The sequence below is a fragment of the Leptolyngbya sp. FACHB-671 genome, from assembly GCF_014695745.1.
Lineage (GTDB): Bacteria > Cyanobacteriota > Cyanobacteriia > Elainellales > Elainellaceae > JAAUTN01.
On sequence record NZ_JACJOV010000144.1, the window covers coordinates 15,155 to 36,794 of the forward strand.

General features: G+C 46.6%; 19 protein-coding genes and 1 pseudogene. 10 read left to right on the forward strand and 10 right to left on the reverse strand.

Annotated elements, in window-relative coordinates:
- The first annotated feature begins 10 nt into the window (after positions 1 to 10).
- The 4 genes from H6F93_RS22625 to H6F93_RS22635 all read left to right on the forward strand — a co-directional run bounded on the left by H6F93_RS22625 (position 11) and on the right by H6F93_RS22635 (position 3,000).
- Positions 11 to 658, forward strand: coding sequence for a TMEM175 family protein (locus H6F93_RS22625; RefSeq protein ID WP_190685665.1), 648 nt, complete (start codon positions 11 to 13; stop codon positions 656 to 658).
- Between the two features lie 33 nt (positions 659 to 691).
- On the forward strand, positions 692 to 823 hold the full coding sequence (locus H6F93_RS34780) for a hypothetical protein (RefSeq protein WP_277882875.1): 132 nt from the start codon (positions 692 to 694) through the stop codon (positions 821 to 823).
- Between the two features lie 504 nt (positions 824 to 1,327).
- Positions 1,328 to 1,822, forward strand: a complete 495-nt coding sequence (locus H6F93_RS22630) for an SRPBCC family protein (protein ID WP_190685668.1) — start codon at positions 1,328 to 1,330, stop codon at positions 1,820 to 1,822.
- A gap of 5 nt (positions 1,823 to 1,827) precedes the next feature.
- Positions 1,828 to 3,000 (forward strand): zinc-dependent alcohol dehydrogenase, encoded by a 1,173-nt coding sequence (locus tag H6F93_RS22635; protein WP_190685671.1) that lies wholly within the window; start codon positions 1,828 to 1,830, stop codon positions 2,998 to 3,000.
- A gap of 76 nt (positions 3,001 to 3,076) precedes the next feature.
- Here H6F93_RS22635 and H6F93_RS22640 read toward each other — a convergent pair whose 3' ends face one another.
- Complete coding sequence (locus H6F93_RS22640; protein WP_347277348.1) at positions 3,077 to 3,490, reverse strand: response regulator; 414 nt, start codon at positions 3,488 to 3,490, stop codon at positions 3,077 to 3,079.
- A gap of 807 nt (positions 3,491 to 4,297) precedes the next feature.
- Here H6F93_RS22640 and H6F93_RS22645 point away from each other — a divergent pair.
- From H6F93_RS22645 to H6F93_RS22665, 5 genes and pseudogenes are all read left to right on the forward strand, one after another.
- A complete protein-coding gene (locus tag H6F93_RS22645; protein ID WP_190685674.1) occupies positions 4,298 to 4,948 on the forward strand; it encodes a polysaccharide pyruvyl transferase family protein in 651 nt (216 codons plus the stop codon).
- A 17-nt stretch (positions 4,949 to 4,965) separates the two neighbouring features.
- The gene (locus H6F93_RS22650) at positions 4,966 to 5,739 is read left to right on the forward strand and encodes an FAD-dependent oxidoreductase (protein ID WP_190685677.1); all 774 of its coding nucleotides are present in this window, start codon (positions 4,966 to 4,968) and stop codon (positions 5,737 to 5,739) included.
- Between the two features lie 345 nt (positions 5,740 to 6,084).
- Positions 6,085 to 7,266 carry a zinc-dependent alcohol dehydrogenase gene (locus H6F93_RS22655; protein ID WP_190685681.1) on the forward strand — a complete coding sequence of 394 codons (1,182 nt, stop codon included), beginning with the start codon at positions 6,085 to 6,087 and terminating at the stop codon, positions 7,264 to 7,266.
- A 215-nt stretch (positions 7,267 to 7,481) separates the two neighbouring features.
- Positions 7,482 to 7,775 (forward strand): annotated as a pseudogene (locus H6F93_RS22660) (ISNCY family transposase); the annotation flags it as partial.
- Positions 7,776 to 8,071: 296 nt separating this feature from the next.
- Entirely contained in the window at positions 8,072 to 8,623 is a 552-nt protein-coding gene (locus H6F93_RS22665; protein ID WP_190685684.1) for a hypothetical protein, read from the forward strand.
- Positions 8,624 to 8,990: 367 nt separating this feature from the next.
- Here H6F93_RS22665 and H6F93_RS22670 read toward each other — a convergent pair whose 3' ends face one another.
- Genes H6F93_RS22670 through H6F93_RS22680 form a run of 3 tightly spaced genes read right to left on the reverse strand, consistent with a single transcriptional unit; the run spans position 8,991 to position 12,532 of the window.
- Positions 8,991 to 10,346, reverse strand: a complete 1,356-nt coding sequence (locus H6F93_RS22670; RefSeq protein WP_190685688.1) for a TniQ family protein — start codon at positions 10,344 to 10,346, stop codon at positions 8,991 to 8,993.
- 48 nt (positions 10,347 to 10,394) lie between these two features.
- Positions 10,395 to 11,540, reverse strand: a complete 1,146-nt coding sequence (locus H6F93_RS22675; RefSeq protein WP_190685690.1) for an ATP-binding protein — start codon at positions 11,538 to 11,540, stop codon at positions 10,395 to 10,397.
- Positions 11,528 to 12,532, reverse strand: coding sequence for a Mu transposase C-terminal domain-containing protein (locus H6F93_RS22680; RefSeq protein WP_190685692.1), 1,005 nt, complete (start codon positions 12,530 to 12,532; stop codon positions 11,528 to 11,530). The genes H6F93_RS22675 and H6F93_RS22680 overlap by 13 nt, the downstream gene beginning before the upstream one ends.
- Before the next feature lie 9 nt (positions 12,533 to 12,541).
- On the opposite strand from H6F93_RS22680, the gene H6F93_RS22685 reads away from it, so the two are divergent.
- Entirely contained in the window at positions 12,542 to 12,721 is a 180-nt protein-coding gene (locus H6F93_RS22685) for a hypothetical protein (RefSeq protein WP_190685695.1), read from the forward strand.
- A gap of 3 nt (positions 12,722 to 12,724) precedes the next feature.
- On the opposite strand, the gene H6F93_RS22690 is transcribed toward H6F93_RS22685, so the two are convergent.
- From H6F93_RS22690 to H6F93_RS22715, 6 genes are all read right to left on the reverse strand, one after another.
- A complete protein-coding gene (locus H6F93_RS22690) occupies positions 12,725 to 13,648 on the reverse strand; it encodes a restriction endonuclease (RefSeq protein WP_190643220.1) in 924 nt (307 codons plus the stop codon).
- A complete protein-coding gene (locus H6F93_RS22695; RefSeq protein WP_190685698.1) occupies positions 13,645 to 17,115 on the reverse strand; it encodes a DEAD/DEAH box helicase family protein in 3,471 nt (1,156 codons plus the stop codon). Before H6F93_RS22695 ends, H6F93_RS22690 begins: the two co-directional genes overlap by 4 nt.
- A 61-nt stretch (positions 17,116 to 17,176) precedes the next feature.
- Positions 17,177 to 17,746, reverse strand: coding sequence for a Uma2 family endonuclease (locus H6F93_RS22700; protein ID WP_190685700.1), 570 nt, complete (start codon positions 17,744 to 17,746; stop codon positions 17,177 to 17,179).
- A 103-nt stretch (positions 17,747 to 17,849) separates the two neighbouring features.
- Positions 17,850 to 18,692, reverse strand: coding sequence for a DUF4230 domain-containing protein (locus H6F93_RS22705; RefSeq protein ID WP_190685704.1), 843 nt, complete (start codon positions 18,690 to 18,692; stop codon positions 17,850 to 17,852).
- 95 nt (positions 18,693 to 18,787) lie between these two features.
- Positions 18,788 to 20,005, reverse strand: coding sequence for a restriction endonuclease subunit S (locus tag H6F93_RS22710; protein ID WP_190685707.1), 1,218 nt, complete (start codon positions 20,003 to 20,005; stop codon positions 18,788 to 18,790).
- Positions 20,002 to 21,516 carry a type I restriction-modification system subunit M gene (locus H6F93_RS22715; RefSeq protein WP_190685710.1) on the reverse strand — a complete coding sequence of 505 codons (1,515 nt, stop codon included), beginning with the start codon at positions 21,514 to 21,516 and terminating at the stop codon, positions 20,002 to 20,004. Before H6F93_RS22715 ends, H6F93_RS22710 begins: the two co-directional genes overlap by 4 nt.
- Between the last annotated feature and the right edge of the window lie 124 nt (positions 21,517 to 21,640).

Sequence of the window (21,640 nt, forward strand, 5' to 3'; positions counted from 1 at the left end):
TAAAGTTAGTATGCGAAACTCACGAGCGTTAGCCCAGACGGACACCCAAAGGCTTGAAGCGTTTAGCGACGGCATCTTTGCCATTGCCATCACGTTGCTGATCCTGGAAATTAAAGTGCCACAAGTGAACCCTAATGAGGGAATAACAAGTCTTGCTTCAGGGCTGCTCACGCTGTGGCCGTCTTACTTCGCTTACATTTTCAGCTTTACCATGATTGGGATTTTCTGGGCAAATCATCACTACGTCTTTCAGGTTTACGAACGTAGCGATCGCATATTCAAGCTGATCAGTCTCTTTTTTCTGATGTTTATTTCGTTTCTACCGTTTCCAACAGCGGTTCTAGCGAGATACATTACGGATGCACAACAACGACAAACTGCAATTATTTTATATGCGTTGACGTTGTTCGTAACGGTATTAATGTGGCTGCTCATGTGGCTTTATGCCAGTCGCGACCATCGATTGCTGAACAAAAATCTCGACGACCAATTCATCGCTCACCTTACCCGCCAGTACACAGTAACTAGCGTGTTGTACTTCTTAGCGCTTGTGCTGTCATTAGGGAATGGTATCGCAGGATTAGCGTTGTGTGTGTCATTAACGTTACTATACTTGCTGCCGCAGAAAAGGCCGGTGTATCGTAACGGCGGCGTATGAATCTGACTTTTCACGTTAAATGCTGTAATGCTTATGGGGAGAGAGTTAGCCCCACTCCACTATATCCGCTACAGTGGTCAAGATATGGTGCTGGAGGGCAAGCAGATGCAGGAATGGTGGGAGAAAAGTTTTACCTCGATTGCTGTAAACGATCAAGAAATTTGATAGATAATCGATTGGTGGTACTTGATAAACGAAGTAGTAATAGGTGATTGGATAATTTCTCCTCATTACATCTTCATCCTCTAGAAAACCGATACGTCCACCAGATAGTTGTAGCTCTGTTGCCTCCATTCTTCCCAAGTCATGGTTATTGAGCCTAAACGGGTTAATGAATTTGCTCTAACTTAGCGAGCAATCCTAAGCAAAATCTGATGGAATACTGAGGTTTTTAAGTTCGTTCCCTGACCCTCGAGCATCGGTTCTTCTGCAAGCAGTCACAATTTCCTCAGAAAACCCTTAGATTTCTGCTCTATTGTCTCAACAAGATTCAGCGTTTCTAGGATGTGTTAGGCGCTAGCGCAACGCATCACCTGCGATCTTGGTGTGTTAACGACGGCTAACACATCCTACAAAAGATGCACCCACTGCATCTGAATCGTTTATTAACCCCCATCAAAAATCAGAAAACTAGCAGTAGATCAGTGTTACCAAAAAGAGGTAATTGCAATGAACAAACCCATAAAAGTTGAAAAGACAGTCACGATCGATAAACCGGCAGAAGAGCTATACCGCTTTTGGCATAACTTTGAGAACCTACCGCGTTTTACAAGACACCTTAAAAACGTGACAGTGTCCGGCGATCGCCGATCGCATTGGATTACCAGTGCCCCATTAGATAGCAGCGTTGAGTGGGATGCAGAAATTGTTGACGATCGCCCAAATGAATTGATTGCCTGGAAATCGGTTGCAGGAGCAGACATTGATAATGCTGGCTCTGTGCAATTTAAACCTGCTCCCGGCGATCGTGGAACCGAGGTCAGAGTGGTCACGGCATACAATCCACCTGCTGGAGCCATTGGAGATGCGATCGCTACACTCTTTGGCGAAAACCCAAAACAGCAAATTGGAGATGATCTTGCCCGCTTCAAGATGCTAATGGAAGCAGGCGAAATTGCCACAAACGATGGTCAGCCATCGGGACGCCCTAACTCAAAGGACTAATCACCATGAAAGCAGTATGTTGGTACGGTGCGGAAGATCTGCGGGTAGAGACTGTGCCTGATCCCACAATCCTCAACCCGCGTGATGCCATTCTTAAAGTAACCGCCACAACCATTTGCGGTTCTGATTTGCACATTTACGATGGCTTTATTCCCACGATGGAACCCGGTGACATTATTGGTCACGAGTTTATAGGGGAAATCGTTGAAGTGGGGAGCGAAGTCAAGAAGCTGAAGAAAGGCGATCGCACGGTTGTGTCTTCAGCGATCGGCTGTAGTCAATGTTGGTACTGCAAACAGCAGCAGTGGTCGCTGTGCGATAACTCCAATCCGAATGGCTGGCTTCAGGAGAAAGTATACGGACATGGCACAGGGGCAATCTTCGGCTACTCTCATGCCTTTGGCGGCTATGCAGGATCTTTTGCCGACTATATCCGCATTCCCTTTGCAGATTTCACAGCGATTCAGATTCCCAAAGACATTCCGGATGAAAAATTCCTGCCTGTTTCGGATGCGTTTCCCACAGGGTATATGGGAGCAGATTTGTGCAACATTCAACCAGGAGATGTGGTTGCGGTTTGGGGCTGTGGTCCAGTGGGACAATTTGCAATGAAGAGTGCCTACCTACTGGGCGCAGAGCGTGTCATTGGCATCGATCGCTTTCCGGAGCGCCTACAGCTGGCAAGGGACTTTGCCAAAGCCGAAATCATCAACTACGAAGAAGTGGATGTCCTCGAAGCGCTCAAGGAAATGACGGGAGGACGGGGTCCCGATGCCTGTATTGATGCAGTCGGCATGGAAGCCCACGGCAGAGGTCTAGAGGGGCTGTATGACAAAGCCAAACAAGCCGTACGTTTAGAAACCGATCGCCCACATGTACTAAGGCAAATGATGATGGCGTGTCGCAAAGGTGGCACCTTATCGATCATGGGAGTTTATGGCGGCTTTGTGGATAAATTGCCAATGGGCGCAGCCATGAACAAAGCCCTGACCTTCAGGATGGGTCAGATGTTTGGTCCGAAGTATATTCCCAAGTTAGTGGAGCATGTTTTGAACGGCGATGTTGACCCCTCGGCTGTGCTGACGCATCGCTTGCCTCTGGCTGAAATAAAGCAGGGCTTTGAGATGTTCAAGCACAAGAAAGACCAGTGCATCAAAGTGATGTTGCAGCCGGGCTAGGCTCATCTCACTCAGGAATACGTGAATAAGAATAAACAATGGGGGTTGTGTCACAAGTACGACACAACCCTATTTATTAGGTGCCTAGATCCCAATTTAAAGCAGATGCGATCGCCCGGTGCAATGTCAGCGGGTCAAAAGGTTTGGCTATGATTCCTTTAACTCCTAGTGTTTCATAATGATGGGGTTCGAGTAATCCAGCCTGTGCAGTCAAAAACACCACAGGTATAAACTGCATTTCCGGCTTAGCCCACAGTGCATCCAGAAACATATAACCATCCATTTCTGGCATCATAATGTCCAGCAGGATCACATCTGGTTGTTCAGCGATCGCCTTGAGTAACCCTTCTTCTGCCGATGTCGCGGTAATGACAGTCCATTGGGCTATTTTTTCCAAGCAGGTTTGCACTATCCGTTGCACATCGGGTTCGTCGTCAATTAACAAGATGCACTTTGATGCAGAGGTCACCATCATCGTCTGTAACAGCACTGTACCGCCTCTCTTAAAAGAAAAGACTATAAACCATTGAAGTAACTACTTATGAAAGATCAATAATTTAAGGAAATTGTGAGGAGATTCTGAGCGATTAGCATCACCAGGCTACAACTCCGTTCTACTCTTCGTTCTAAAGATAGGTTACGACCAATATCGTGTCTGGTTAAGTGCTTATAAAACCCAAAATGCGAAAGCTACATAGCTTTCATTTTAAATAAACTCAGAATTTTTTGTGAGATAGATGAGGAGTGTAGTTGAACAGGCTCATTAAGATGCGATCGCGACTCAACAACTCCTGTGAATTCAGCACAATTCCCTCAAAAAGCCCTTAGATTTTCCCGCTAGAGTCCTGGAAAGAGTCAGACGGGTCTTGCGATCTCTAGTCGAACAAATAGACTTCAATCTGGTTCAGAAATCAGATAACTACAACCTGGATAAGGAGTCATATTTCTATGGTGTCAATGATCCAAACCTGAAAAGTGTACAAGAACAACTGACGGAACGAAAAAAAGCAAGGTTAAACTCTTGTTGATTAATGAGAAACATGATTTTTACTATCAAGACTATCAAGACCTTAATCAATACCGCATTCATCGTCAGCTCACTCCAAGTTGTCAATCAAGATTTGGTGAATAGCGCTCAGCCTCGAGAACAGTTCTTTGGCATCCAGGTTACCAGCGTTGGGCAGGTACTGACCCCAACAAGATTAGAAGCTCGATCGTCATCGCTACGCAACTAAAACCGACTTGATGTTTGTGTTCTCTTTCCATTCAAAAATTTATTTAGTGAAATCAGGTTCATATGAGAAGAATTGGCATTTCAGGTTCCTATGGAGGGTTAAATATAGGTGACGAAGCGATTCTCACCTGCACAATTGCACAATTGCGATCGCTCGTGCCCCATGCAGAGATTGTGATTTTCTCGCGCAACGCTGACTATACACGACAAAACTATGAGGTCGACCGGGCAGTTGCGGTTAGACAGATTACCCGCAAAGAGATTATTCCTGAAGTCCAGCAGCTCGACCTGTTGCTGTTGGGCGGCGGTGGCATTCTCTATGATGATGAAGCACATACGTTCCTGCGAGAAGTCAGGATTGCCCAACAGTTCAACATTCCTACATTTTGTTACGCAATTGGGGCAGGCCCACTGCTAACACCCGAAGCACGTCAAGCCGTGCGCGAGGTTTTGACTCAAATGAACGGCATTACGGTGCGGAGTATAAAAACTAAACACCTGCTTGAAGAAGTGGGCGTAGACCAGGACATTGTGGTTACGGCTGATCCTGCCTTACTCTTGACACCCCAACCGTTCACCGATGAGATGTTGATGCGAGAAGGTATCTGTACCGAGAGACCACTCATCGGCTTTTCTATACGAGAACCAGGCGGGGCAGCCCCTGGACTCGATGAGAGCGCTTATCATAAGCTGATTGCCGACGCAGCAGATTAGATGGCTTAGTGCAGCCGATGACGCTGATGTTTCGTATGGTCGAATTTGAACGACCAGAATTTACCGCTTACATTCAGCAAAACCCAAGCCAGTGGCGCGGCGTTCATGGACTCTGGGACTTGGTTCAGAAAGCAAGCATGGCAGGTGACTTAGATCTGCCGCGAGAGGATATGCTCTTTTTTGGCTCGGCGCATGAACAGGAAGTCAGCGTCAATTCTACCCGTGTAACCAATGTGTTAGGAACTAATGTTTGGGATCTGAGTTATGCCGAGTGGTGCAGCCGCAGGCAAATGCAGCAGATCTCAAATTTCTTGCGTCACTATGTTCCCGGATTCAAAAATTCCTACATTGCCCAGAGTGGCGTAAATGTTGGCGTTCGAGAAACCCGTCGCGTGCTGGGTGATTATCAGTTGACTGGCGAGGATGTGGTCACTGCCCGCAAGTTTGATGATGGGATTGCGCGGGGTTCCTATCCAATCGACATCCATAATCCTCAGGGCAAAGGGACGGTGCTGAAACGCTTACCTCCGGGTGAAGCCTATGACATTCCGTTGCGCTGTCTTCTCCCCCAGCAGGTCGATCGCCTACTGCTGGCAGGACGCTGTATCTCTGGCACTCACGAAGCCCATTCCTCCTATCGGGTCACGCCAATCGCAATGGCAACCGGGCAGGCGGCTGGAGTTTGTGCCGCATTATCGTCTATTCGCAAAATTTCGCCCCGAGAGATACCTGTCGCTCTCGTTCAAGATATTTTACGCAACCAAGGAGCCAATTTGCGAGAAGCAGCATAGGCGCTAAACCTGATCTTCTAAGTACGTTATGAGTATTCACTCAATGATGTTCTGCTAGATGAATCGCAGTTGGGGATTTTATTTTCCAGCGTGTCCCTTATCAAGTCTGGATACATCGAGAGTCACTACTTGTGGCGGGCAAAGAACAAGGTTTTAAGCTGTCCAGTTTTTAGGTGCTCTCCTCTAAGCACCTACGGCAGTGAGGTTGTAAAAATTGCCCCTTTGGGATAACACCCTCGCGAGTTCACCATAATTTCCTCAGAAAGCCCTTAGATTTTCCCTCTAGAGTTTCAATAAAGTGCCATAAAACCAAATTAAGCAAGATAAGCAAGAGGGAAAAAAACTATGAGAGCAGTTTGCTGGCAAGGGGCTAATAAAGTGGGGGTTGACACGGTCCCTGATCCCAAAATTATTAACCCACGCGATGCCGTTATCAAAATTACGTCAACCGCAATTTGTGGCTCTGATTTACACCTCTACAATGGATTCATTCCCACAATGGAGCAGGGCGACATTCTCGGGCATGAATTTATGGGAGAAGTCGTTGAAGTCGGTAGTGAAGTCAAGCGAATTAAGGTTGGCGATCGCGTCGTCAATCCATTCCCGATCGCCTGCGGTCACTGTTTCTTCTGCAAACAAACGCTTACATCTCTCTGCGACAACACCAATCCCAATGCCTTTATGGCAGAAGCGATTATGGGATATTCACCCTCAGGCCTTTTTGGCTTCTCTCACATGTTAGGAGGCTATGCAGGCGGTCAAGCCGAGTATGCTCGCGTTCCCCATGCTGATGTTGGTCTATTCAAGATTCCAAACGGATTAGCAGACGAACAGGTATTGTTCCTTTCAGACATCTTTCCCACTGGCTATATGGCAGCAGAAAACTGCGATATTAAGCCGGATGATATTGTTGCCATTTGGGGCTGTGGTCCCGTGGCTCAATTTGCCATTCGCAGTGCCTATATGCTGGGTGCTGGACGTGTCATCGCTATCGATCGCGTTCCTGAACGACTGGAGATGGCAGAAAAGGGTGGGGCAGAAACGCTTAACTTTGAGAAAGTTGATGTGGGTGAAGCCCTCAAAGAAATGACGGGCGGACGCGGTCCTGATTCAGTTATGGATGCCGTGGGCATGGAATCTCACGGTTTGGGTCTAGAGGGATTTTATGACAAAGCGAAACAAGCTGTACGGTTAGAAACCGATCGCCCGCATGCACTCAGACAAGCGATTGTTGCCTGCCGCAAAGGGGGCACCGTATCTATTCCAGGTGTATTTGGTGGATTTGCAGACAAGATTCCAATGGGTGCTGCAATGAATAAAGCCTTGACCTTTCAGACCGGACAAACACACGTTCATCGCTATATGGGACTGCTGCTCGATCGCATCCAAAATGGCGAGATTGATCCTTCCTTTGTGATCACCCATCGCCTGCCGCTGGATCAAGCACCGCAGGGCTACGAGATTTTCAAACATAAGCAGGACAGGTGCGTTAAGGTCGTGCTTAAGCCCGGACAAGCTGCTGCCTGAATCAGGGAAGGCTGGGGAGAGAAGGGGGCAGAGGAGAAGAGCGGAGGAGAGTAAGGACGAAAGTAATTTCTCCACATCCTCTACTACCCCCTGTCTTCCTGCGTCTCACCCCTGCGTCTCAAATCCCATAACCGTTGATCTGGGATACTCTTCGCAGGAACCATTTCCTCATAGCACAGTGGATGATGGTTCGGGTAGCAATGGAATAGTAACGCAGCAATTCCACGCTCAAGCCTAAGGGCTACAACCTGGAACACAATTTCGGGCACGGGAAATAGTACCTTTCCCCGCTGCTTGCGACCCTGAACATCTTGTCCCTGCTCTTCCATACGTTGCTGGAGCTGCTCGACTTAAAGTACAAGCTGCTACGGTTTCACTTGCCCACCCGTAAGACCTTTTTTGACGAATTACGGGCGCTAACCCGTTACATATATTTCGACAGTTGGGGTCACTTGCTCACCTTCATGCTGGAAGGTCTAGAGCTAGACATCCCGCCCAATACTAGCTGAATTGCCATACTGAGAATTGCTGGAATTAACTAAGTAGGTAGCGATGACCGTTAAGTTAGGACAAACGGACAAATGATTCTGCAGATAAGGTTTTAATGGATTGCTTGCATGATTTCTATCACAGCTTCCTCATCTCAGTTCAAAAATCATGTAAAGAATTATCGATTACTTTTGTCCAGCCGTTGGGTTCGAGAACTAACGTTTGTCCAGAATTTAGGTGCGAAATGGCAGAAATTTGCTCCTGAGGGCTAACGGAAAATAAGGGTTTCAGCTCTACAGTTGTCCAAAATTTGGGTATGCTGTTGTCCAAAATTCAGGTAAAGTCACAGCAAGCGATTATCGCTCTACTAGCCCTTTCTGGTCGTTACCCTAACCTCATGCGCGGCATCTTCGATAGCATCGAAACCTGTTTTGAAGAACAGCGCACCCCTGAGAACGCGAAGAAAACCTCACAAACTCTTCATCTGAGAAGCTCATTGCGCGACTTCTTTGAGCGCTACCGACTACCAGAGGACGATCGCTATCTACAACACGAGTTCGAGAAACTCAGCCACGACGCATTGCAGACGGAGATTCTGCCTCGTACTCTCACTCTGGAAGATATGACCCACGAAATCTTCAACCTGATCCGCTCCTTTTCCTTCGTCGGCGAAATTGGGAAGACCCTGAGGATTATCGCCTCAGTGGATTGGCAGTTGGCGACTCGTTGGCAGGAGATAAAACAACGAATGGTTCTAGAAATGACCAGCCAGGTGATGCTTTGGCAGCGAACTAATGGAGGGTTACTCAAAACCTGCCTTTCATTCAGCAGAGAACAGCCTTCGATCGCCTCTGCAACTTTGACCTGAAGGTGCTAAAAAAACGACGCTTAATTTGCGAAGAAAATCTTCCTATAAAAACGACTTCTAACTTGCGAATCTGACTTTACGACATAGAATGTGCGAATCTCTTCAAATGTCGCTCTCCTCAGCAAAAATCTTTGTAGTGCTTAGTAGATAAGCTATTTCGCTTGTTTCCATCAAGCGAAATCTGTTTTTGATTTGCGACATTTAATGTGCGAACGTACAGATGTTGTACATTCGCACATTGAATTGTGATTTAAGGCATCCTTTTGCCGCTCCGGCAAAAGGATGCCTTAAATATTAAGCGGCAAAGGGATGCCTTATTATCAATCAACGAGAGTCAGTAGGCTCTTCTAAATTTAGAACCAGCCTTCTATTTCTTCAAACCAAGACTTTTTCGTGTTTCTTGTAAAACCCCACGAACCTTTTTATGTCTGAGATGACCTGGCTTAGTAAGATGTTCAGATACGCGAGCCTCTGAAGGATAGACACCTTGACTGTTAAGTCGGAGAACTACCTGTCTTACTTCCTCACAACACTTATCGACAGAGTTCAGATAACGAACCCGCTCATATTGGTCATACTGGGTAGAAATGGCGCGACATAAATCCTTAAAGTTTCGGTTAAGAGTTTCCCGATGGTAACCTAAATCCCTTGCTGTTGCTTCGAGCGACGGTGGTGGAAGTTTGTGGTCTAGGAGAACTTTTTCTAGTTGAGAACGAACCTGTTCATGGTTAACTAATTTGATAGCAGCTCTATGCTTCCTCTGCTGGCAACTTTTGGGTAGAAGTCTCACGGAACTGTCAGTTATTTCAATTACATCTTGCGTAAGCAGTTCAAGAACTGAAATTCTCAAACAAAAGCATAGCCTTACGAGAGCATCTAATTGAGGCAAATTCTTTCCGTTGCACCAGAGCCACACAGTATTTGTGGGGGTCTGGATCAATCGGGAAAATTTGGCTATATTACCTTCGCTAAAGTGTTTTGCACAATTGCTTAAACCATTAGCTACTCTCTCTTTAGAAATCTCGTTCTCTAACACGGGAGCTGCCGCAATTAGTTCTCCAACAGCATTTGCCGTCCAGACAAGCCACTCTAATTCAGTTTCTGCTAAATCTTTGTATTCCGAGGATGAGGGAGACGAGCTTCCCAACCATTTTTCGCATTTGAAGCAATGCCCTGTTCGCGATCGCCAAGCAAGAGGAAGATTAGACTGATGGCAATGGGGACATCTACTGCACAATAGTTGCTGATGAATAGGACAAATCTTTACTACGTTTAATGTCCACAGTAAAGGTTCATATATTTCATAACCATTAACACGTTGCTCTTCATAACATTTTGGACACCAAGCTCTAGTGGAGCGCATTAGTGCTCTTGATGGAAGCACTTTAGACCAAGACAACATGGTCAACAGATGGAGCCTATTATGCCCTGTAAGTTTGTTTAAGGCTTGAACCAAATCAGATGCCATCACACCCGTACCATTTAATGCACAAGTATGGCTATAGATTGTATGTAAATTTGCACCTGCATATTGTTTTGCCACAAGTGGGGCGATTTCTCTCTCCATCAAAACCCCTGGATATACACTGTGTGATTCTGCTAGACGAGTAATATATCCTGTTAAGCTTTCAGCACTAGCTGTCCCAATACTAGCCAAATCAAGATGATACAAGGTACTGCGCGAAGGAATAGTAGGTTGGTTTAAATCCCATAATTCCAACATATCTATGCCCTCAATTAATGTTTCGTAATGTACCTAAGTTCAATTAAATCAGGATTGTGCAGTGCTAGACTGCTCCGACTCACCCACAGGGTCACGCTTTGGCTTACGTTGACCAGGTCGGGGGTTACCTTGCTTTGATTTATTGGATTGAGGTTGTTCGCTATCCGAAGGATTTGCTGCCGGTTTTCGTTCCCCTAATGACTCGTTCCGCAGAATCTGTTCCCCCCGCTCGGCTTCCTCACGTATTTGATTGCGCCGAGTCACAGAAAGCTCCCCTTTCTTTAAGTGCTTCACCAACAAAGTTTTTGCGTTGTCATTTAAAGCGATTCTTAGCGAACGATGTAACCAATCCTTAAGAACTCCAACACATCCGAGACAATACTCACACAGATAATCGTAGTGCTTTTCAAGATCAGATTCTTCATGCAAAGGCATGTGTCGGAGGAAAGTTGGAATTACCCGAATAAGCTCGGTGTAATCTTCTTTCTTATCGGGAAGGTATCTTGCAAGATGAATATCTTCACTACGCCTTCCTGTTTGTCCATTCCAAGTGCGACAGTTAAGCAACTCATAAGTACCAAATAGGACATGAGTTGTTTCACTGAGATTAGCAATAGATTTCATCCAATTGAACTGACGTAGCATTTGAGCAGCACCTGCTGCCATAAGAAGGTGCTGTGCTTCATCCAAAGTAAAAGCAATTAATTCTCGGTTCTTTAATGCTTTCTCTAAAGCTCGTCGGTAGGCAGCAGAATCTCCATTTGAAGTGTCACTAATTGGTTTAGAATTTTCTCCTATTAGGGATGGATATAAAATCTTGTATTGGATAAGCACTTCACTCAATGCTTCTAAGCCGCGAATATAATAATCTTTATAGTTGAATTTACCTGGTTCTTCACGAACTTCTGTTCCAGCTACTATAATTCGTCTGGGATTACTTAAAACTTCTGCTTTAAACTGTTCGTTCAGCCTCTTATGAAGCTGATGCTGCAAAGTTGATTTACCAGAACCTGTGCATCCAAAAACAAGAAACAAGGAAGTTCCGGCAGGCTCAACAACACATTCCAAAAGTTGCTTAAGCGCGTTGTTGATATTTCGATGAGGGGCAAAGACCTTTTTTCGGAAATATTCCAACTTTTCGGAGTTGGAACTGAGAAGTAAATCCTCTGATAATGGACGATCTACATTTGCCATAAAGCATCATCCTCGTAAGGTTTAATACTAGTAACATCAATTCCACTAGCATTTTCATCGGTAGATTCAAGTATTGGATCATTCATATCATCACAACTATCATCCGTTGGTAGTTGCAAGCTTGTAACTTGACTGGAAGATGGAGAAAAATAACTTCCATTAATATGTTGTTGTACATCCAGTGCAGACAAATCTCGTTGGCGCTGTAAGGCTTGCTTTTCGGTTGGTCGATCTGACGATAAGAAACGAAGTGCATTTCCTTTAGCAAGATCTGATAGTTCTTGCCCATATTTGCGCCGTTCTTGGCGTTTCTCAACGCTGTAAATTTGTAATTCTTTTTCTGTACGTCCCCGAAGTGTTGAATAATGTTCGGAGATGCAATGTACCCATAGTCCCCCAACAAAGGCAAAAGCCTCACCTAAGTCAAAAGGATTGTACCGAACGGGAACCTGATTACCTTCGACACCTTGATGATTAAAGGAACCATCTTTAGCGGTGTACCAAAAACCATTAATTTTAATGCCACGGCTAATCTGAACTTTGGCTGTGCCTTTTCTAGTTGATGGAAGCGTTAACATTATAAATGCTTCGTTGTAATTGGTGAATCGGTGTGGGCGACTACCAGTATGTAGTAAGGCTTGGTCAAACGCTTCTCGAGGAGTTTGACCAAGTGCTGGATGAGTTTTTTCGTTATCATAAAACCCATAGCAATATCCAGAAGCATAGTGTTCGTAAAGCTCGCCTAGATTCCAAATAGCTTGCCGCTTGGGATCATTTGATTTTGTTACCCAGCGAACGTGCTTGGTAATTTGAGTATTAGCTCTTAAGTTGTAAAAGAATTGAGTATGGCTTGTGCCGAAAAAGCGTTCGATTATCGAACCAAACCGAGGACTTCCTGCAGGACGATGTTCCTTGTGGCACTCACATGCAGCTAACAATGTGCCAAAATAGGTGCTTTGAAACTCCTTTCCATTATCAACAAGGAGATTCAAGCTAATCAAGTGGATGAGGCGTTTAAGGAGCAATTTCGAGGGGCGATCGCAACTCTCGCCAGCAGTACCACAGCCCGTAAAGTGCCTAGCTTTCAAGAGTGTCGCTTCTGTGATATCCCATCCCAGTGCTGCCCAGAGCGAGTGGAGAATCCGCCAGATCAGAGTTTAGAAAACCACGACCTTTTCTGAAGACTAAAAATCGACATCGGTGAAGAAATCTTCGTCAATACGTTTAATGTGGAAGATTTCCTTGATACTGACTCCAACATCATGTTCGATCATCAATTGAGTGAGCTTCTGACCATCAATTAGGATGATTTTGCTGTCCCTCAGTTGAGAGGCGTAGGCGATCGCCTGTTGAGTGAAGGTTGAGGTGGTTAGAAATACGCCTTTACGAGCACCAACTCCAGCCAAGGCTCCCTGAAAGGCTTGGACTTTCTCTCTACCCACTGAGTTTTCCCAGCGTTTTGCTTGGACATAAATGACATCTAGCCCCAGTTTGTCTTCTTTGATGGTGCCGTCGATACCACCGTCAGGTCCACGGGGAACGCCTTCAACATCCTTAAGACTGCCACCATAGCCCATCGCATGAAGCAGCTTTAAGACCAATTCCTCAAACCGTTGAGGTAATAGTTGCTTTACTTTATCGAGCAGTTCATCCTGCAACTCGGCTTCTAAGATGCCAACCGCTTTACTAATTGTTTCTTCAGGCGTTGTTGTAGAGGACGGGGTTTCGCTCGCAACAGGGGGAAGTTGTTCGTCGGGTGCAGATCGCTCGTTAAATTCACGAAATTCCTCAAATCTCTGAAGATAACGATCGTTGATTGCAGGTGGGTTTTCGGCTAAAACAGCCTTGCCTCGCTGAGTAATTTGAACATATCCTCGTTTTGGGCGAGAGAGAAGATTTGCCTTCCGAAGATAAGTACTGGCCCAGCCTACACGGTTATCAAAGATGGATTGTCTACCACTGGGTAATTTGATGGCTCGTTGATCAGAAGTGATATTCAGGTGTTGGGCTAGTTTTTCTCGTAGTCCTGCAATATGGTGTATTTGCCCGTTCTCGGCAGCAAGCTTGAGCAGCGGTAGCATCAATTGATCGTAGGTTGGCAGTATCACGATGCTGCTCCAAATTGAGCTTCAACCGTGTCATTGAAGGATTTTACGATCGCCACAATCTGGTCTGCATCGTTGTCCTTGAACAGTCCATCTAAACCATCGGGATGAGCTTCGGTGAAGGGTGATTCGTAGAGTTGTCCAGGGTCCATAATCCCGTTTTGGGTCAGGTAATCAATAATAGTTTCGATGAAGCGGATTTGGTTAGCCGTTAAGGTGCTACCTTCTAGGTAGCGGGTGAAGGCTTGCTTTGCTGCGTTGCGATCGAGTCCAACCAACTTACGGACAAACAGCTTTAAACTCAGATTCTTACCGAACACCTTCTCGAATTGCTCCCGACTCTCAATTTCTATGGAGCCGAAGAGCATAGTTTCCAGAGATTCCAAATCTGATTCGGTGAGGGGTGCGTTGCGTTTGAGTTTAGCGATCGCCACATGATTTTCGTTAGCTCGAATGTAAGCTTCAACTTTTTTGCGGTACTGATAAGGGCTGAAGCCTGTCTGCTGGTTGGGTATATCTACATCTTGGATGTCTCCCATCTGATCTTCAAAGTCAGTGTAGACAATGCGTTGCTCTTGGCGATCGATAAACTTAATCAGATCGCGAAAGTCAAGCCGTGCAGCATCAATCATCCAAGGTGTCACATCCGTCCACCAGTCTTCGGCTTGAATTTCTTCAATTAGGGGGAGCTTGTCTTTCACCATTGGGATTTCGCGCTTTGCTTCTAGTTGACTCAGAAGATCGCGGACTTGGTCACGCAGCCGAACAAAATCGTTGGTTCGCTTTAGGAGGGAGAGTTGCAGTTTGAAGCAGAGCAAGTCGAATTCTTTGGCGAGGCGATCGCCCGCAGGCAAGCTATTGGGAAGGGAGGCGAGGGATTCGGTGATAATCTCTACGTCTTCTTCACTGAGTTGGTTCCAGCGATCGCGCTTGGAGAATTCTTCAACCTGTTGTAGACGGCGACGCACCAGAAAGTTTTCCTGCTCCATTGTGGCGACGTGTTGATGGAGATCGTTCAGGAGGGTATTGCGGAGCTTGTTCAGCGGAGTTTCAGCACGAATTGCGTCTGTGCCATAGGTTCCACTGGGTTCTGCGGCAATGGATGGTTGCGGGTCTATTGCTTGAGGGGCGAGGGATTGCTGTAGAAGTTGGGTTAGTTCCAGACGAGTTTTGACGAGACGGCTGGTGAGGGTTTCGGGGAGTTTTTGGTTAGCTTCTGGAATGGCTTGCCTAAAGAAATCAAAGTTCCCACAAAGGTCGAATACCAGAAATTCGGTTTTATGGTCGTCTATGCCAAACAGGTTGGGACACAAACGAGTACCCCGTCCAATCATCTGGTTAAATTTGACTCGTGAGTAGACAGGTTTGAAAAAGACTAAATTGACTACTTCAGGAACATCTACTCCGGTATCGAGCATATCAACGGAGACGGCAATTGTGGGCTGTTTAGAGGCAACGGAGAAATCATCGAGGATGCTTTCGGCGTAGGAGATATCGCTGTGGATGACCTGAGCGAACTTGCCTTTGTAGTGGGGATAGTTCGCGTCGAAGCGTTCAACGATGAACTCAGCGTGCTTTTTCGTGCGGGCGAAGATAATGGTTTTGCCGAGGCGATCGCCCCCTTCCACTTTTAACCCCCGTTGCATCAGCAGTTCCAGAGCTTGATCAACAGTGCTGATGTTGAAGAGCCACTGGTTGAGAGCAGCAGCATTCACTTGGTCAGGAATGGCTCCGGTTTCCTCGTCTCGGAATTTCTCTTCGTACTCTTCTTGTTCTTCAGGAGAAAGGTCGGCGTATTTAACTCCGGTACGCAAGAACTTAAAGGGAGCATCAACCCCTCTGGCAGGGACAAGGTAGCCATCATTAACCCCATCTTCGAGTTCGTAGGCAAAGGTGGGGTTGCCTTTTTCCAGTTCAAAGATGCGGTAGGTGTCGCGGTGAACTTCATCACGAGGAGTCGCGGTTAAACCAACCAGCAGAGCATCGAAGTATTCAAACAGGACACTGTATTTTTTGTAGATCGAGCGGTGTGCCTCATCGACGATGACCAGGTCGAAGTAGCCTGAACCAAGGATGCGCCCGTTTCCATCTACCCGATTGATGTAGTTGAGCATCGTGGGGTAGGTGGAGAGAATGACGTTGCCCCCCTCAATCTCTTTGGTTTTGGTCAAGTCGATTGGGGTGACGGTAGGGAGGTGGGTTTTGAAGGCGCGGAAAGCTTGGGTCAGAAGGGCGGTGCGATCGGCAAGAAACAGAACGCGCTTGACCCAGTTGGCTCGAATCAGAAGATCGACGAGGGCGATCGCAGTTCTTGTCTTTCCAGTTCCGGTCGCCATGACTAGCAGGGCTTTGCGGCTCTTTTGCTGATCGAAGTTCTCTGTAATGCGGCGGATGGCTTCGGTCTGATAGCTGCGCTCTACAATTTTGGGATCAATCTGCACGAGATGTAGGCGTTTGCGGCTGGTGCGGCGGAAGATCAGCCGTTCGAGTTCGTCTTTTTTGAGGAAGCCTTGAACGCTGCGTGGAGGATAGCTCTGGTCATCCCAAATCCAATGTTCGTAGCCGTTGGAATAGAAGATAATTGGGCGCTGACCAAACTGGGCTTCTAGACAATTGGCGTAGAGTTCAGCTTGGCGCTTGCCGTCTTTAGAGTCTGTGGTGGTGCGTTTGGCTTCGACCAAGGCTAGAGGTTTGCCGTCATCGCCCCATAATACGTAGTCCGCGTAACCTTTGCCTGTCGTGTTGGGCATTCCCTGGACTTCGTATTCTGTCCATCCAGGCTGGTGAATATTCCAGCCCGCTTCTTTGAGCAGGACATCGATTAGGTAGCGACGGGTATCGGCTTCGTGGTAGTCATGCGTGTCGGGAACAGCTTCATTTTGCTGTTTGAGAGCCGTAATTTCAGCTTGCAGAGCCGCCAGTTGCTCTTCAGTCTGCTGTTGCCGTTCTTCGGCAATGCGGCGCATTTCGGCGGCTTGGGAAAGCTGAGTTTCTAATGCCTGAAGCTGTTGGCGAGAGAGGTCTTGAGAGGCAGTCGCAGGACGGGGAACAGTCGCCCGGTCAAAACTGAGGGGAGCTAACGGTTTGCCGTCAGGGGCATAATAGCGGCAGAGCCAGTAGAGAAAGTGAAAGAGTTCTTCAACAATATGAAGCGCATCTCGCTCAGCAATGCTTGTGGAGTCGTGAACGGCGAGATTTCCAACTTTATGAATGCTACGAATCTTCTGAAAAAGTCCTGGTTTCAGGTTGTCTTTGAAAGTCTGCTCGTGGATCAGGGCAGCCAGATTGTTGTCGTAGGGTAGCTTGAGGTAGGGATCGTTGGCATAAAGCCAGTGGACAGCTTGCTCTAAGGTGAAGCGGGCATAGAAGCAACTGGCACGAGGGGCAGAATAGACCAGACTCTCGGCTTGGGTGGCGTGTTTGAATAGGTCGGGTTGGCGATCGCGCAAGAAATCAAAGTTAGATGCCATTACCCTCTCCAGAAATTGCTTTTACCCCAACATTCCCAATTTTGAGAGAGGAACCGTAAACTTACGGGGATGCAAACGTAACGTCTTCATAAAGGTCTGCGATCGCCCCTTCAAAGTTGATGCTTTCCAACCGAAAGTTCTGTTTGTCGGTGTAGGACTGCAACACCCATAGCCCCGCTTCGTTGCGGCGGAAGCATTCGACTCGCTGGCGTTTGGTGTTGATCAAAACATACTCTTGCAGGCTGTCTAACGTTTGGTAGTCGGCAAATTTGTCGCCCCGATCGAATGCTTCTGTTGAATCGGACAGGACTTCAACAATCAGGCGAGGAAATCGTTTCTCAAGCGGAGTCTCTTGGTCACGAGGATCGCACGTCACCAGGATATCGGGGTAATAGTAGCGATTGAGCGATTCGATGCGTGCTTTCATGTCTGAGATATAGATCCGGCAACCCGTTCCCCGGATGTGGTTACGCAGGAGGGCAAACAGGTTTCCGGAGATCGTCACATGGGCATCGTTTGCCCCAACCATTGCGTAAATTTGCCCGTCGATGTATTCGTGCTTGGCGGGGCTATGTTCCTCCATCTGGAGGTATTCTTTGGGGGTAAGGTAGGGCTGTGAAGAGGCAATCATGGCTAGGCGGCGATCGAAAGTTTCGGTCTTATCTTTAGGGTAACGATGGTAGACACATTCACAGCCATGACACTGGACATTTTGGGAATCTGCTTTCTAGTGTTCAAATATCTGCTGTCCCCTGATATTGGCTTGCCGTTGCAGAGAATGTACAGATTTGAGGAGAAACTTTTTGGGTCTTGATGATTACTTCCTTGTATCCTTTATCGAGTAGTATCTGGCTTAGGATTTGATCAACCGTCTTCGCCAAGCGCTCATTGGCAGAGTTGATAACCCAATCTGTACAACCAGATTCTCTCATTCGGTCAGTTGCTTTCCTCTCAGCATCGGCTTGCAACTTAATCGACTCTGGACCCCAGCCTAAGAAGCCTTTATCAAAGGAATAGACATAGGATCTTTCTACATTAAGGTGACTGAGGAGGACTTGAGGAGCAGGAAGCGTAACGGTAACAGTATCTCCTTCAACTACAACATCATCTGCTTTCAGATCACTCAGGTCAATCCCAAGCCTAACCTGACCGTTGGCAACATAAAGTAATTTGCTTTCCGTCCATAGGAATCCACCGTTATCATTAATCGGTACAATAGTTTCTGTGGTGACAATTGCAGTCGTTAATTCACTAACACTTTGGATCTGCTTCACTACAAGACCCGGCACTTTTTCTGCCGATGTTCTATTTGCATTGAGGGAGAAGAAGATATATCCAATTAGTAAAAGGATAATCAGGATGATTGTTGGAACAAGCCATTGAGATCTTTTGCTAGTATCAATTTGCTGTACGAACATATCTCTAATTGAACCTACCATTAGTGAATGACCAGTGGCAGTATTCCCAGATTGAGAAGCAAAATCATTACGGTGACTCCTTACAGCAGTCGTTACAGGACTGAAGAGCAACGTCAAGACTAAAACAGGAATTTGGGGGAAGGCGATCGCCACACTCATGGTGAACTTTCCCTTAAGCCTGCCTCTATTTTGCCATTTTCACGGCGATCTCCCTCTACCCCCAACAGTAGGATTGATCGCCCCTATTTCCCAACCTAAAGCTCTCCCCGAAAAGCTCTTTGGAGAAGAGAGTTGAAAAGGTTTTCTTGATGAGATTTATCCTGCTCTAATTTTCTGCAAAGCTCGTAATATATCTTCTTACTAAGCTCTGAAAATTTTCTTTGAAGTTCAAGATCGGGGACAAATACCTTGAGTTGCTCAATCTCACCAATGTACAAAGCTGCTTGCGAAGATTGCTTAGATCTAGACTTGATCTGCATCTGCAAATAGTTAGTCTTTAAAAGAAACTTTAGAAATTCAGAAGTAAGCTTCTCATAATTAGGTTTGAGAAGAGCAATATTGCGAACCAAACTGAAGCTAGATTCCTCGTTAAAAATTGCTACATTCCCTACTGTTCCTAAACAGGTTAGAAGAACATCTCCCTTTTCTAGAGGACTTCGTTTTGAAATCTTTTGATAATCGTCCTTAGAAATATAGAGTAAATCAGTCTTGTCTACACGATCATTTTTTATGTTTAAAGCTCTCAATATTGGTATGCCGTCTTCTACAGTGTTTGGCATGTGATGTGTACCATCCGTTACCTTCCTGCAAACTTCCCTCAGAACTGAAGTTTTCCAATTTTTAGGGTTTGTAGCTGGATCGCCAAACATCTCTAGGAAAGCCGATCGCAACAATTCCTCGGTTAGACGAATCGCCTCCTGTCGTTTCCGTCGAACTGCATCCGCGCGATCGAGTATGGCAGCAATACGGCGTTGTTCGGCGATCGGAGGGAGGGGAAGTTTTAAGTTCTTAAAGTCCCCAAGAGGAAATCTGGCTCTTGTTGCTTCGACTGTAATCGATTTAACAGCATGTTTTCCTAGAGGCGAATTCAGCCAATTACGGACATATTGTGAATCAGCAATTTCCGAATTTAGCCTTAGTCTTATGACATCTTGAGTCACTATTCCTAAAGGTTGATCCTCAGGATAAACAGCCGCAGTTCCAGGAGGATCGCCAACTTTAGCAATAAGCACATCTCCAGGCTTTACCCAACATGCTGATAACTGTTCCGCTTTTTCTTCGGTGACACACGATGCACTAACTCGATCGTAATAGCCGTCACGAATATCACGTATATAAATGACAGGTATACCAACATCAGTTAAATCAGATTTAACTAAATCTGAGCCGAAAGGTCCATTACTAAAAGTACCTCGACCACTAGCAGCAATCTCACTAAGTGACACTAAAGACCAGTTTTTAGGCAAAATCATTTCAACAACTCTTCCAGCGCATCCAAATCTGCTCGGATTTCATCTTCAAGCGATCGCAACTTCTGCAAAATTACCTTGGGCGGCTCATACTGCACCTCCTCATAGGCAACCTCCTTGTAGCGGTTGATTGAGAGGTCATAGCTATTTGCTGCAATCTCATCCTTCGGCACAAAAAACGCCTTTACCGCGCGGTTCGTATCCGTCTCCGGGTTCCGCTGCTTCCACCGCTGCAATAAGTCAGGAATATCATTTTGCTGCACGGGTTGCCGCTTATCATCCAGCGACAATCCATCCGCCTCCATGTCATAAAACCAGACGAAATCCGTTCCCCCGGCTCCCGTCTTCGTGAAAATCAGCACTGCCGTAGATACCCCCGCATAGGGCTTAAACACCCCCGACGGCATCGAAATCACCCCATCCAGCTTGTGATTCTCCACCAGCTCCTTCCGCAGTGCTTTGTGAGCCGTTGAAGAGCCAAACAGCACCCCATCTGGCACAATTACCGCCCCTCTACCGCCCTTCTTCAGCAGCCGCAGAAACAACGCCCCAAACAAAAGCTCGGTCTTGGTAGTTGAGACGATTTTGGTGAGGTCTTTGGCGATCGTAGACTTCTCCAGCGACCCCTTAAACGGCGGATTTGCCAGAACCATCGTAAACGCCTCTTCCACCCCCGCATGGTCTTCTGACAGCGAATCTCGCGCCTCAATCTTAGGCGACTCAATGCCGTGCAGCATCAAGTTCATACTGCCAATCCGCAGCATCGTCGCATCAAAATCGAACCCGTGAAACATTTCCTGGTCAAAATGCTCCCGATTTCCCGGTGCATTCAAAACCGAGTTGCCCTCACTGTCCTTTAACTCACGCAAATACTCCGCCACTGCTACCAAAAAGCCCGCTGTTCCACACGCCGGATCGCAAATAATCTCCCTCGGTCCCGGCTCCATCAACTGCACCATCATCTTGATAATGTGGCGCGGTGTACGAAACTGCCCATTCTGCCCTGCCTGCGTCAGCTTCGACAGCATGTACTCATACAGATCACCCATCAGATCCACATAAGACTGATCCTGCGATGCCTGTGCCTGCTTATCTAGCAAATCCAGCATCTTGTCGATCTGCTCAATCACACTCGCCAGCAATGCCGGGTTTGCAATCAAAAAAATGGCATTCTGCATGTGGTGGGCATAGGTGCTATCCCCTGCCTCTCCCCTCACATTTTTGATAAACGGGAAAGCTTCATCCCGCACCGCCTTTAGCTTTTCATCTGGGTTATCCAGATTCTTGAAATACGACCAGCGACGCGGATCATCCTTCCCCAAAAAAATGGGGTCTTTCACGGCTCGCTTCAGCCGTTGTGCTTGCTTTTCCTTCGTCAGTTCCAGGTCATCCAGTCGCTTGATAAACAGCAAGTATGAGATCTGCTCAATCACCGAGATCGGGTTGCTGATCCCATTGCTCCAAAACGTCTCCCACAGCTTATCAACCTTCGACCTCAACTCACCTGTGATCATTCCTGACACTCCAAAAATAAGCCTTCTGTGACTCGCTCCATAGGGGTAAGCCACAGAAAACAGATTATAGTTGACCCGTAGCGTAACTTATTCCCAACACAGAATATCTACATCCAGAAAACGC